Genomic DNA, 12,985 nt, shown 5'->3' on the forward strand with positions numbered 1-12,985 from the left:
CTGGATGTTACTGAATTATAGCTTGCGACTAGTCCACGTAAGCTTTTGTGAGTTCGGTTAGCCACTCCATGAACAGATGGACCCGTCGGGAGAGGTTGCGGCGGTGGGGATAAATCAGGGAGACAGGCATCGGTTCGGCCCGATATTGCGGCAGGATCTCAACCAGTTTCTTCGCGCGCAGTAAATCGCGCACCCCAACCCGCGGAACCTGAATGATGCCCAGCCCGGCGAGGCAGGCAGCCTGGTAAGTTTCCGTGCTGTTAACGGTTAACACCCCGCCCGTTTTTACCCACTGCGTCGCACTGCCGTTATAAAACTCAAAGCCCTGCGGGCGGGTTCCCAGCATCGCGGCGTAGTGGATCACGGCGTGTGAGCCTAAATCGTCCAGCGTTTCCGGGTAGCCAAAACGCGACAGATAATCCGGACTGGCGCAGTTTATCACCGACAGCTTGCCCAGCGGACGGGCAATCAGCCCTGAATCCTTCAGCGTGCCGACGCGGACGACGCAATCAAACCCTTCACGGATCACATCCACCAGGCGATCGCTGCTGCTGAGTTCCAGTTCAATGCCCGGATAATGCTGCAGGAAAGCAGGCAGTTTGGGGATGACTAAATTTCGAGCAACGCCGACGGGCATATCCACGCGGAGCCGTCCGCTGATGCTGGAGGGATCGTGCTGAAACATACCGTCGAGTTCATCAAGGTTTGCCAGCAGATCTTTTGCCCGCTCGTAATAGACCATGCCGTCCTGCGTCAGGCTGACGCGGCGCGTGGTGCGGTGCAATAGCTGGGTGCCAAGCCGGTTTTCCAGGGCCTGAATTTGTCGTGAAACGCTGCCTTTCGGCAGGGTTAATGTTTCGGCCGCGCGGGAAAAACTCTCCAGTTCCGCGACGCGGACGAATAACTGCATTGCGTGAATTTTATCCATAGCGGAAGCTCATTGTTGTTACAGCTGAAACAGTGAAGCGTTTTAACCCATCTTTATTGATTTTCTATCACCTAATAAGCTCTTTCTCAATCTCCTTAACAGCCAAAACGAGGTTTATGATGAGTGAACGTATCGCATTAGTGACGGGTGGTAGCCGTGGTCTGGGTAAAAACGCTGCGTTAAAGCTGGCGGCAGACGGCACGGGAATCGTCCTGACATACAACCGTAGCCAGCAGGAAGCGCTGGATGTTGTGCATGAAATTCAGGAAAAAGGCGTTAACGCAGCGGCATTACAGCTCAACGTCGGGGATATCACGGGTTTTGATCATTTTGCCCAACAGCTTCAGGAAACCCTTAGGCGTGTCTGGCAGCGTGAAACTTTTGACTATTTATTGAACAATGCCGGAACGGGTTTATATGCGCCCTATACCGACACGACGGAAGCCCAGTTTGATGAGGCGCTGAACATCCATTTCAAAGGACCTTTCTTCCTGACCCAGCGCCTGCTGCCGTTGCTGAACGACGGGGGACGGATCCTCAACGTCTCCAGCGGGCTGGCCCGCTTTACCCAGCCGGGCTCAGGGACCTACGCGGCCATGAAGGGGGCGATGGAAGTGCTGACGCGTTATCAGGCGAAAGAGCTGGGCGCGCGCGGGATCGCCGTCAATATCATCGCGCCGGGCGCGATTGAAACTGACTTTGGCGGCGGACGCGTGCGCGACAACGCGGAGCTGAATCAGCTGCTTGCCTCGCAAACGGCGCTGGGACGGGTGGGGCTGCCGGACGATATTGGCGATGCCATTGCGGCACTGCTCAGCGACAAACTGGGCTGGATGAATGCGCAACGTATTGAAGTCTCAGGCGGCATGTTCCTGTGATGTACGCACTTAAGGAAATCCTTAAGGTCAATGTGTCTAAATACGGACAGATATAAAGAACTCGGGGGGATTTGTAACGTCTCCATTCGTTGAGTTTTTTCTTAAATAACCCCTCTGTAGAATCCCCCTTCGCTATTCTCAGAGGGATAAAAAACGATGCGAGTAATCATGTTTGACAGGCAGTCACTCTTTATTCACGGAGCGATACACAGTCTTCAGACGCTCATTCCGGAAATAGATATGACAGGGACCTGTCAGGCAGACGATTTATGGACCCAGATTTCCGCTTCACCGTCAGCTATTGTCATGATTGACGGCAATTTAATGCAGGACGAGGGGAGCGCTTTGCTGGAAGAGATGCTGCAACGCTTTCCGGCGATACGCGTGATTCTGGTTTTGGCGAAAAAAGAGGCCAGATGGGTTGAGCAATTGCGGCAGCGAAACATCATGGCCATTATGCCCCGAAATGCCAGTCCCGAGCGGTTTTCCGCCGTGCTGGATTCGGTGTCCAGAGGGATGGTCTGTTTTCCCGGGGAGTGGGTCAGGCAGCCGTCGTCTCAGGCGTTATCATCCCTGAGCGAGCGTCAGCGCGACGTGTTGGAATTGCTGGCGGCGGGGGAGTCAAATAAAGAGATTGGCCGCAATCTCAACATCAGTGCGGCCACGGTAAAAGCGCATCTCGAGGCGCTTTTCCGGCGGCTGGACGTGAAAAACAGAACGCAGGCTGCCATGTACTATACCCGTGAGAAGGCCTGAAAAATCGCGTTTGGGAGCGAGGGCATCTCTCCGAAGCTGAATATCATCATAACCAGCGCATCATGCTGCTGTTGGGTTAATGGATGTGTCACACTTTCCCGCAGCAGCGCTTCACGCAGCTGAATATCGTCATGCAGCAAATCTTCTGCCTCGGCAGGCGTGATGGGACCGTGAAAATGTGCCCTATCGCGGATAACGTGGCCATAGCCGATAACCCATAATCCGTTTTCGTCACGATATTTCTCCAGAGAAAGACCCTGATGTTTTTTTATTAACGCAATGGCGGCAGAAGATATTTTCAGCGCATGACCTTTCATATTCATTTCCTCTTAAGATCGATACTGTAGAGGAAACGACGTCTGAGAAATATCCGCCAAATGGCTGTTGATCAGGCATTATTATTCAGGTATTCCTGCTGCAATAAACCAAATAACCAGTCATTTTGCCAGCGCCCCGCAAGATAATAGCTCTCGCGTAATTCGCCTTCCAGGCGAAAGCGGGCTTTTTCCAGCAGGCGTCTTGAAGCGACATTTCCCACGGTGACGGTGGCGGTGAGTCGACGTATACCGCCCTGATGAAAAGCGTAATCACAAAGCGCTTTCAGGGATTCAAAGCCGTAGCCTTTCCCCTGCGCCTCGGGTGCGAAAAGGAAGCCCACTTCGGCACAGTCCTCCTCCCGATGAATATACCCGGTGACGCCCAGTGGGGCCCGGGAGGCGGCGTCACGCACGACGAGACAGAGCCAGTGCGCGCTTCCCGGTGACCAGGGCGTCAGGCGTGAATCAAACGCCTCGCGGATCGCCGCAACGGGGCGGTTTTCCGCCACAAAGCGCATGACGTCGGGATTCTGCTGTAATGCCAGAAAAAAGGGCCAGTCTTGTTCCAGCAGAGGTGAACAGGTAAGGCGAGGGGTAATTAAAATCGGCATTCAGATTCTCCTGAAACATTTTAAATGATTTTAGGGTTGTCACTTTATTTCAACAGAAAGTCAGGTATGGTTAATCGCGTATAAATAAAAAGAAAAAAAGGGCGTCTCGTGCCCATTCCGGATGTCTTCGTTGTCGCTTAAGGAAAACAATGAGTCTCAGCACATCACATCATATTCGCGAACAGTTCGAACACTGTCTGGCGGTCATTCGCCATGCGTCGGTGGAAATTTTGCTACTTCTGAATGTACATGCTTCTGAGGGCAAAGATCCACGCTGGTTTCTGGAACAGCTCGACAGTGCTCGATTAGCGCTGGGCGGCTGGGGAGCCGTTGCGAAAAAACTCAACCTGAATGACGCCGAGATGTCGGAATTTACGCTCCAGCTGCGCCTGCTGCAGCAGCGCGTTCCGCAGTATGAAAGCGGACAGGATGTGAGTGAAAACCAGCTTATTGCGGCGATGCGGTTTGTCACCGCGCTGGAACACCTGCGCCTGCAGCAGCCGCTGCTGACCTACAGCACGGACCTGGCACCGGGAAGCGAACTTCAGCAACAGCAGGCGCACAAGCAGGTGCGGGCGATTGAGCTGATGATTAAAGGGCTCATCCAGCAGGCCTGGCCCGATCAGGTACGGCTGAACAATCATCTGAAGACCTTGTTTAACGCCGATCGCGTTCGGCGCTGGCTGAAGCTTGGCGAGATCAACGATGTCCTGAGCGGCATGATGTTCAGCGAGCTGGCGCAGATGCTGGTGGATAAAAAAGAGTTCAGCCGCTATTACGCTTCGCTGTTCAGCGATCCGTCCATGCTGACGCTGCTGGTTGAACCGCGTAAAACGCTGCAAACCTTCCTCGACGACATCCGGCAAATTCGCAACAGCATCACCGTTCAGAAAACGTTGAGCTCGGCGCAAATTCAGCTGCTGGATAACTACTACGCGCAGATCGCGCGGCCCGTTCAACGCGCGTTTGAAGAGGGGAGAACGCGCGTCAATCCGGCGGGATTCATGGCGGTAGATGCCAGCGAACTGCATACCTTCTGGGAAAAGGCGCAGAAAATGGATCGGGTCACCGGTGGGGATCTGTTTGAAGTCCGCGACACCATTGAAAAGCCGACCCAGCGCGCGCCGCGCACCCCCGAACAACGTGAGCAGCTCATTTCCGGTGCGCTATGGGGGGCGGTTGGCGTCATGGTGATTGCCATCGTGGCGGGGGGATTCTGGCTGGTGACCAGCAGCAAACCGCAGCCTGCGACCGCCAGCGCGGCTGAAGCGGCACCACCACAGGAAATGCGCGAGACGCCTTCCTCGCGTGAAACGCTCACGCGCATGGGGGTGACCTGGGACGAGAATAATTTCCGCTCGGCCATTAATCGCAACGACACCCGCGTGACCCAGCTCTTTTTGCAGGGTGGTATGGACTGGAAGCTGTCCTGGACCGAAGAGGCGATGTCGGCAGGCTATGACGACGTGCTGGAGCTGATGTTACGCTACCGGCAAAACATGGTGGAGGAGAAGCCGTGTCGCCGCTTCATCAACACGCTCAGCCACGCGATGTCGAACGGCGAGTCTCTGACCTCGGTACGTAAAGAGTATCTTAAAGCGTTCTGCACCGTGCCTGCCGTGGTGAAACGCCAGCAGCACGATCTCGACATGGCCACACGCCGTGCGCAGTCACAGCCGGATGCCACCACCAAAAAATGGCAGTCTATTCAGAGCGCCATTTATGAGGTGATCCGCTAAGTTGTTCTCCCTCTCCCTGTGGGAGAGGGCCGGGGTGAGGGCACCAGACCGCACCTCGCACCCTGCTCAAGGCTCCCCATACAACCCAATCAGCCGCCGCACCACGCCGTTCGTCCAGCCGAAACCATCCTGCAGCGGATACTCCCCACCGCCCCCTTCGCGCGGCGTGCTGCTGGCGATGTGGTACTTCTCAATCAGCTTATGGTGCGTCTGATAAAAATGGTTCACCGTATGCAGCCAGCTCCAGGCGATCTCATCCCCCAGCGAATCGTTGCCGTACTGCTTGAAGCCCTGAATCGCCATCCACTGCAGCGGCGCCCAGCCGTTGGGTTTATCCCACTGCTCGCCGGTTTCGTACTCGGTCGCCAGAATCCCGCCCGGCGTGAGCAGTCGCGCCTTGACCGCATCCGACAGGCGCTCGGCCTGCTCATGGGTTGCCATGCCGACATACAGCGGCACGATGCTGGCGGCAGAAAACAGCGCCAGCTCTTCGCGTCGCCAGTCATAATCGCGGTAACAGCCGCTCTCCTCGTCCCACAGATAGCGGTTCACCGCCGCGCGGCGATCGCTGGCTTTCTGGCGGAACAGGTCGGCCGTCTCTTTGTCCCCTTTCGACGCCGAGATGTTGGCAATCGCGCTTTCCAGCTTGAACAGGAAGGCGTTCAGGTCGATGGGGATAAACTGCGTCGTGCGGATGCTGGCGAGCCGCGACGGATCGCGCAGCCAGCGGGACGAATAATCCCAGCCGGAAGCCGCCCCCGCCCGCAGGTCGCGATACACCTCGTTTGGCGGACGGCCCGAGTGGCGGGCAGTTTCCACGTCCTCGATCCACGATTCGTCGCGCGGGGTATCACGGTCGTCCCAGTAGCGGTTGAGCAGTGAACCGTCCGGCATACGTACGGCGCTGCGGTAGGCCTGGTTAAGCAGCAGCGACTCCGCGCCGTCCATCCAGAAGGCGTACTCCATTTTGAGGTGATCCAGATAGCGTTTCGCACCGCGCACGCCGTCCTCCTCGAACAGCTCCACCATCAGGGCAAAGACCGGCGGCTGGGAGCGGCTGAGATAATAGGTACGGTTGCCGTTGGGGATATGCCCGTAGCGTTCAATCAGCCAGGCGAAGTTGTCCGCCATGCACTTCAGCAGGTCGTTACGACCGCTCTCCGCCAGCCCCAGCATGGAGAAATAGGAATCCCAGTAGTAGGTCTCGCTGAATCGCCCGCCGGGAACGATATAGGCCTGCGGCAGCGCTAGTAGGGAAGACCAGGGAATATGATCCTGCGGCTCGCGCGTCAGCACCGGCCACAGGTTATCAATGTGCTCCTTCAGGGAGAGGCCCGGGTCGGAGACATACTCAGTGCCGAACGTTTCCGGCATCCAGAAGTGGTTCTCCACAAACTGGCGCAGGTCGAAGTCCCGGTGGCGTCTGACCTTGCGGTAGCGGATCAGGATATCCAGCGGATCCATCTTCGGCGCGCAGTCGGGGAAGGTTTTACTGTCGGCAAACAGCCGCGTCGACTGTACATGCTCGAACAGTTCAAGATAGCGGTCTGCGGGCGTCAACGCATCGGAGGCGGGTAACCCCTCGATCATTTCGGGTTCCGGCTCCGCCTCAATCATTTCATCCAGTTTCAACTCGCAGGGATCGGTCTCGTAGCGCAGCTCTTCTGCAATCTCGAATTCGATGTTCTCGGTAGCCTGTAGTTTCTGGTTGAACATGGTGATAGGGACCTCCGGTTGTGTGTTCAAAAGACAGGTTTATCCGGGCGTCTTATAAGCGTAGACATTCGCTTCGGTAGAGGGGGAGGAATATGTGCGGTAGATCACTATTTTCGGAGCATTCGTTTTGCAACGATTTATGTCTGTTAACAGTAGCCTCTTCAAAAGAGGCTACTGAACAAGAGGCGAGTATCCCGGATCAAAGGCCTTGTTTTAGCCGCTTAGCAATCGGTTCAAATTCCTCGGTAGAATGGCGCTTGATCGTATCCGGTGCGTTATCCTCGATGGCTTTCCAGTAGGCCCACGGCACCGGTTTTTTCCCCAGCTCATAGTCCATGGCGTCCCAGGCATCTTCACGAAACGCATAAAATGCCCAGTGTGCATGATGTTTGTCGAGGACGGTCAGAACATCATTAAGCCACTGCCGGCAGCCCTGCAGCGTGCGAACGCAGCCAAACTCTCCCGCGACAACCCGGTTGGCCGGAATACCATTCTGCTTCGCCCAGTCAAAGGGCGCGTTCATCCATTTCTCTATGGCCGTAGCGTCCCATTTCACCTTTTTACCGCCGAACGTGATCATGCCTGGATAGTCGAACGGCACCTTGCGGCGTGCATTTGGCGCGCTGGTGAAATCATAGGGCTCGTACATGTGGAAGCTGTAGAGCACCCGCTTATCCTCAAGCGCGGACGGCCAACCAGAAAAACCACGCGCGGAGGCGTACCAGCCTCCATCGACCATAATCGGTGTGGTGGCATCGACCTCGCGGATGGCGGCAATAATCTGATTGTAGAGAGCGGGGAGGTTACGCGCCGTACTTTGCTGCTGCTGATACCAGGTTTTTAACGCCTCTGGCGACGCCTGCTCGCTAATGTTGCCTCTTTTTTCAGGCGCGGGTTCATTGACCAGATTCCAGGCCGCAATGCCCGGTTCGTCCTTCAGGGCCTGGGCCAAATCACGCCAGAACTGAGCGGCTTCCTGCCAGTATTTTTTGTCCTGCCAGATGCGGTCATCAAACTGGTTATTGTTATTTTGCGCCCAGCGCATGCCGGGCAAAGAGAGTGGGGCAATGACGACCTGTAGCCCGGCCGCGTGTGCTTTCCTGATGGAGGCTTTGAGCGTCGCGAGGTCTGTGGCCTCGAGCCCACGATAGCCGTCGGCGTTGCCGAGAAGAAAATCTCTCCCGGCAGGTTTCCATTTGTCGTAAGAGAGGCGAACCCACGTCGCGCCATAGCCTCGCAGCGCGTCATAGTATTCCTGCGTGGGCGGCAGGCGGTTAAAGCTGTTTCCACCGTGCTGAGGGGTATCCCAGAAGGTGATTTTGTCAGAGGAGGCGGCGGCAAAGCAAAAAAGAAGTAGGGTCAACCCAATAAGCGCTTTCATCTCAATTCCTTTTTAGCGTGATGATGATTTTATATTCGCTGGGATGATGAAGCTTTATCTTTAAATTATCGAGCCATATAAAAAAACTGACCCGCGAAGGTCAGTTTTTATAGCGTGCTTTCCTGCGAAAAGCCCTTAACGCATGGTCACAAATTCTTCCGCCGCCGTTGGGTGGATTGCCACGGTATTATCAAAGTCTTTCTTCGTTGCGCCCATCTTCAGCGCCACAGCAAAGCCCTGCAGGATCTCGTCCATGCCGAAGCCGATGCCGTGGATACCGACAATCTTCTCGTCCGGACCGACGCAGACCAGCTTCATGCGGCACGGCTGACGGTGAGAGGTGACGGCGGTATACATCGCGGTAAACGCCGATTTATACACTTTCACCTGGTCGTCGCCATACTGCTCGCGCGCCTGCGGCTCGGTTAAGCCGACGGTGCCGATTGGCGGGTGGCTGAAGACCACGGTCGGGATGTTGCTGTAGTCCAGATGCTCGTCCGGCTTGTTGTTAAACAGGCGCTCGGAAAGACGACGACCCGCCGCAACGGCCACCGGGGTCAGCTCAACTGCACCGGTATTATCGCCGACCGCATAAATGCCCGGTACGCTGGTGTTCTGGAATTTATCGACGACGATATAGCCTTTTTCGTCGGTTTTCACGCCGGTCACGCCCAGGTTGAAGTTATCGTTAGCCGGTTCACGGCCAATCGCCCAGATCAGGCAATCGACGGTCTGGCTGCGGCCATCTTCCAGCTCCAGGGTCAGGCTGCCGTCTGCATTTTTCACGACCGCTTTTGGCACGGCGTTGGTATGCAGGGTTGGACCTTCGGTGTTCATCACTTCAACCAGCGTATCAACGATCAGCGGATCGAAGCTGCGCAGCGGCGCGTGTTTGCGCACGAACAGGTGCGCCTCAGCGCCCAGGCCGTTAATCACCCCGGCCAGTTCCACCGCGATGTATCCCGCGCCCACCACGGCAACGCGCTTAGGCAGGGCAGGTAGTTCGAAGAAACCGTCGGAGTCGATGCCGTATTCCACGCCCGGAATGTTCGGGTGGCTAGGACGGCCGCCGGTGGCGATCAGGATGTGATCGGCGGTGATCGTCTCACCGTTCACTTCGATCGTTTTCGCGTCCACAAAGCGGGCGAAGCCGTGGATAACGTCAACGTTATTTTTGCCCAGCACGTTGTCGTAGGAGGTGTGAATACGGTCGATGTAGGCGGTACGGCTGGCGATCAGCTTGTCCCAGTCAAAGTTATTAATGGTGGTGTCAAAGCCGTAGTCCGGGCCATACATATGGATAGCTTCACGGATCTGCGCCGCATGCCACATCACTTTCTTCGGTACACAACCCACGTTCACGCAGGTGCCGCCCAGCGCTTTGGCTTCAATCAGCGCGCACTTCTGGCCGTACATGGCCGCGCGGTTGATGGAGGCGATGCCGCCGCTGCCGCCGCCGATTGCGATGTAGTCATAATGCTTAGTCATAGCTTTTGTCCTTAATCGTGAATTGCCGCGATTGTATACCTGAAATCAATAGTTTCCACCGATGGCTGCGATTACTCCGGCACGATCCAACTGACGGTGGCGTGGCCTGTACCCGCTGGCACCAGCGTTTTATGCAGCCACGGCAGCACGTTATTCATCTGCGCTTCGAGCTTCCACGGCGGGTTGATCACAATCATACCGGAGGCGGTCATGCCGCGCTGATCGCTGTCCGGACGTACCGCCAGCTCAATCTGCAGGATTTTGCGGATGCCGGTCGCTTCCAGATCTTTGATCATGCGTTTGATTTGCGCGCGCAGCACCACCGGATACCACAGGGCGTATGTCCCGGTGGCGAAGCGTTTGTAGCCTTCGTGGATGCCGGTCACCACCGCCTGATAGTCGGTTTTGATTTCGTACGGCGGGTCGATCAGCACCAGGCCGCGACGGGAAACCGGCGGCAGCTTGGCTTTCAGCTGCTGGTAGCCATCGGATTTTTCCACGCGGGCGCGGCTGTCTTTCTGGAATTCAGAACGCAGCAGCGGGAAGTCGCTCGGATGCAGCTCGGTCAGCTGGAGGCTATCCTGCTCGCGCAGCAGCTGGCGGGCAATCAGCGGCGAGCCCGGGTAGTAGCGCAGCTGGCCGTTGCGGTTGAAGTGATTCACCACGCCGATGTACGGCTCCAGCTCGGCAGGCAGATCGTCCTGCTGCCAGATGCGGGCAATCCCTTCCAGATATTCACCGGTACGCTCGGCATGCTCGCCGCTCAGTTGGTAACGGCCCGCGCCCGCGTGCGTGTCCAGATAGAGAAACGGCTTCTCTTTCTCTTTGAGCGCTTCGATGATCAGGCTCTGAACGGTGTGTTTAAGGACGTCGGCGTGGTTGCCAGCGTGGAAGCTGTGGCGATAACTGAGCATGGGTAATGATATTCCGCTGAATTGACGATTTGCCACAGTTTACAGCAGAACGGCGCAGATTACCCGTAGGCCCGGTAAGCGCAGCGCCACCGGGCTCTTTTCCGCCACGTCTGGCATTGAAATCCTCTACACTTAACCCCATTCTAGATCGCATATGCACAGCGCCGGATGCGCGCTTCATTCACCTATTTCAACAGGACAGCGTTTATGACCAATCCATTACTGACGCCTTTTTCGTTGCCGCCGTTTTCTAAAATCCTCCCTGAGCATGTGGTTCCAGCCGTTACGCAATCGCTGGACAACTGCCGCGCGGCGGTAGAAAGCGTGGTAGCGCAGGGCGCGCCGTACACCTGGGAAAATCTGTGTCAGCCGCTGGCCGAAGTGGACGACGTGCTGGGGCGTATCTTCTCCCCGGTGAGCCACCTGAACTCGGTAAAAAACAGCCCGGAGCTGCGCGAAGCCTACGAACAGACCCTGCCGCTGCTCTCTGAGTACAGCACCTGGGTCGGCCAGCACGAAGGGCTCTACAAAGCCTACCGCGACCTGCGCGACGGCGACCATTATGCCGAACTGAACACGGCGCAGAAAAAATCGGTCGATAACGCCCTGCGTGATTTTGAGCTGTCCGGGATTGGCCTGCCAAAAGAGAAGCAGACCCGCTACGGTGAAATTGCCGCGCGCCTGTCCGAGCTGGGCAACCAGTACAGCAACAACGTGCTCGACGCCACCATGGGCTGGACGAAGCTGATTACCGACGAAGCTATGCTTTCCGGCATGCCGGAAAGCGCCCTGGCGGCGGCAAAAGCCCAGGCCGAGGCGAAAGAGCAGGACGGCTTCCTGCTAACGCTGGATATCCCGAGCTATCTGCCGGTGATGACCTACTGCGACAACCAGGTGCTTCGTGAAGAGATGTACCGCGCCTACAGCACCCGCGCCTCCGATCAGGGGCCGAATGCCGGTAAGTGGGACAACAGCCCGGTGATGGCGGAAATCCTCGCCCTGCGCCACGAGCTGGCCCAGCTGCTGGGCTTTGAGAATTACGCCGATAAATCCCTCGCCACCAAAATGGCGGAAAATCCGCAGCAGGTGCTCGACTTCCTGACCGATCTGGCGAAACGCGCCCGTCCGCAGGGTGAAAAAGAGCTGGCCCAGCTGCGCGCCTTCGCGAAAGCGGAGTTCGGCGTGGACGAGCTGCAGCCGTGGGACATCCCTTACTACAGCGAAAAACAGAAGCAGCACCTCTACAGCATCAGCGATGAGCAGCTGCGCCCGTACTTCCCGGAAAACAAAGCCGTTAACGGCCTGTTTGAAGTGGTGAAGCGCATCTATGGCATCACCGCCAAAGAGCGTACCGATATCGACGTCTGGCATCCGGACGTGCGCTTCTTCGAGCTGTATGACGAGAAAAACGAACTGCGCGGCAGCTTCTACCTCGATCTCTACGCGCGTGAGAACAAGCGCGGCGGGGCGTGGATGGACGACTGCGTGGGCCAGATGCGTAAAGCCGACGGTACTCTGCAGAAGCCGGTCGCCTACCTGACCTGTAACTTCAACCGCCCGGTAAACGGCAAGCCAGCGCTGTTCACCCACGACGAAGTGATCACCCTGTTCCACGAGTTCGGTCACGGTCTGCACCATATGCTGACCCGCATCGAAACCGCAGGCGTGGCCGGGATCAGCGGGGTGCCGTGGGATGCGGTCGAGCTGCCGAGCCAGTTTATGGAAAACTGGTGCTGGGAGCCGGACGCGCTGGCGTTTATCTCCGGTCACTATGAGACCGGCGAACCGCTGCCGAAAGAGCTGCTGGATAAAATGCTGGCGGCGAAGAACTACCAGGCAGCGATGTTCATCCTGCGTCAGCTGGAGTTCGGCCTGTTCGATTTCCGCCTGCACGCCGAGTTTAGTCCGGAGCAGGGCGCAAAAATCCTGGAAACCCTGGCCGAGATTAAAAAGCAGGTCGCCGTGATCCCAGGGCCAACCTGGGGCCGCTTCCCGCACGCGTTCAGTCATATCTTTGCAGGTGGTTACGCGGCGGGTTACTACAGCTACCTGTGGGCCGACGTGCTGGCGGCGGATGCCTTCTCTCGTTTCGAAGAAGAGGGGATCTTCAACCGCGAAACCGGCCAGTCGTTCCTCGACAACATCCTGACCCGCGGCGGTTCCGAAGAGCCAATGGTGCTGTTCAAACGCTTCCGCGGCCGCGAGCCGCAGCTGGATGCGATGCTTGAGCATTACGGGATCAAAGGCTGATTGTTAC

General features: G+C 57.0%; 11 protein-coding genes. 4 read left to right on the forward strand and 7 right to left on the reverse strand.

Going from position 1 to position 12,985, the window contains the following annotated elements; translation table 11 throughout:
• Positions 1-28: 28 nt before the first annotated feature.
• Positions 29-928: a LysR family transcriptional regulator gene (locus BM007_RS19635; RefSeq protein ID WP_024908837.1), complete on the reverse strand. Its 900-nt coding sequence runs from the start codon at positions 926-928 to the stop codon at positions 29-31.
• 119 nt (positions 929-1,047) lie between these two features.
• On the opposite strand from BM007_RS19635, the gene BM007_RS19640 reads away from it, so the two are divergent.
• Both BM007_RS19640 and BM007_RS19645 read left to right on the forward strand, forming a co-directional pair.
• Complete coding sequence (locus BM007_RS19640; RefSeq protein WP_090420509.1) at positions 1,048-1,806, forward strand: SDR family NAD(P)-dependent oxidoreductase; 759 nt, start codon at positions 1,048-1,050, stop codon at positions 1,804-1,806.
• 156 nt (positions 1,807-1,962) lie between these two features.
• Positions 1,963-2,562 (forward strand): helix-turn-helix transcriptional regulator, encoded by a 600-nt coding sequence (locus tag BM007_RS19645; protein WP_090420514.1) that lies wholly within the window; start codon positions 1,963-1,965, stop codon positions 2,560-2,562.
• Here BM007_RS19645 and BM007_RS19650 read toward each other — a convergent pair.
• On the reverse strand, positions 2,541-2,879 hold the full coding sequence (locus tag BM007_RS19650; RefSeq protein ID WP_090420517.1) for a lysozyme: 339 nt from the start codon (positions 2,877-2,879) through the stop codon (positions 2,541-2,543). The two genes, BM007_RS19645 and BM007_RS19650, sit on opposite strands and share 22 nt — an antisense overlap.
• 71 nt (positions 2,880-2,950) lie before the next feature.
• A complete protein-coding gene (locus BM007_RS19655) occupies positions 2,951-3,490 on the reverse strand; it encodes a GNAT family N-acetyltransferase (RefSeq protein WP_090420520.1) in 540 nt (179 codons plus the stop codon).
• Between the two features lie 149 nt (positions 3,491-3,639).
• Here BM007_RS19655 and BM007_RS19660 point away from each other — a divergent pair, with 149 nt between their 5' ends.
• Positions 3,640-5,229 carry an STY4199 family HEPN domain-containing protein gene (locus BM007_RS19660; protein WP_061716337.1) on the forward strand — a complete coding sequence of 530 codons (1,590 nt, stop codon included), beginning with the start codon at positions 3,640-3,642 and terminating at the stop codon, positions 5,227-5,229.
• Between the two features lie 66 nt (positions 5,230-5,295).
• Here the strand turns inward: BM007_RS19660 and BM007_RS19665 are convergent, their stop codons facing one another.
• From BM007_RS19665 to BM007_RS19680, 4 genes are all read right to left on the reverse strand, one after another.
• Positions 5,296-6,945, reverse strand: coding sequence for an alpha,alpha-trehalase (locus tag BM007_RS19665; protein ID WP_048991530.1), 1,650 nt, complete (start codon positions 6,943-6,945; stop codon positions 5,296-5,298).
• Positions 6,946-7,144: 199 nt separating this feature from the next.
• Positions 7,145-8,326 carry a glycoside hydrolase family 5 protein gene (locus BM007_RS19670; protein ID WP_175557812.1) on the reverse strand — a complete coding sequence of 394 codons (1,182 nt, stop codon included), beginning with the start codon at positions 8,324-8,326 and terminating at the stop codon, positions 7,145-7,147.
• 135 nt (positions 8,327-8,461) lie between these two features.
• On the reverse strand, positions 8,462-9,814 hold the full coding sequence (gene gorA, locus BM007_RS19675) for a glutathione-disulfide reductase (protein ID WP_024908845.1): 1,353 nt from the start codon (positions 9,812-9,814) through the stop codon (positions 8,462-8,464).
• A gap of 71 nt (positions 9,815-9,885) precedes the next feature.
• Complete coding sequence (locus BM007_RS19680) at positions 9,886-10,728, reverse strand: 23S rRNA (adenine(2030)-N(6))-methyltransferase RlmJ (RefSeq protein WP_090420527.1); 843 nt, start codon at positions 10,726-10,728, stop codon at positions 9,886-9,888.
• Between the two features lie 207 nt (positions 10,729-10,935).
• On the opposite strand from BM007_RS19680, the gene prlC reads away from it, so the two are divergent.
• Complete coding sequence (gene prlC / locus BM007_RS19685) at positions 10,936-12,978, forward strand: oligopeptidase A (protein WP_090420530.1); 2,043 nt, start codon at positions 10,936-10,938, stop codon at positions 12,976-12,978.
• The last annotated feature ends 7 nt before the right edge of the window (positions 12,979-12,985 follow it).

The sequence above is a fragment of the Enterobacter sp. NFIX59 genome (genome assembly GCF_900113755.1).
Classification (GTDB): domain Bacteria; phylum Pseudomonadota; class Gammaproteobacteria; order Enterobacterales; family Enterobacteriaceae; genus Enterobacter; species Enterobacter pseudoroggenkampii.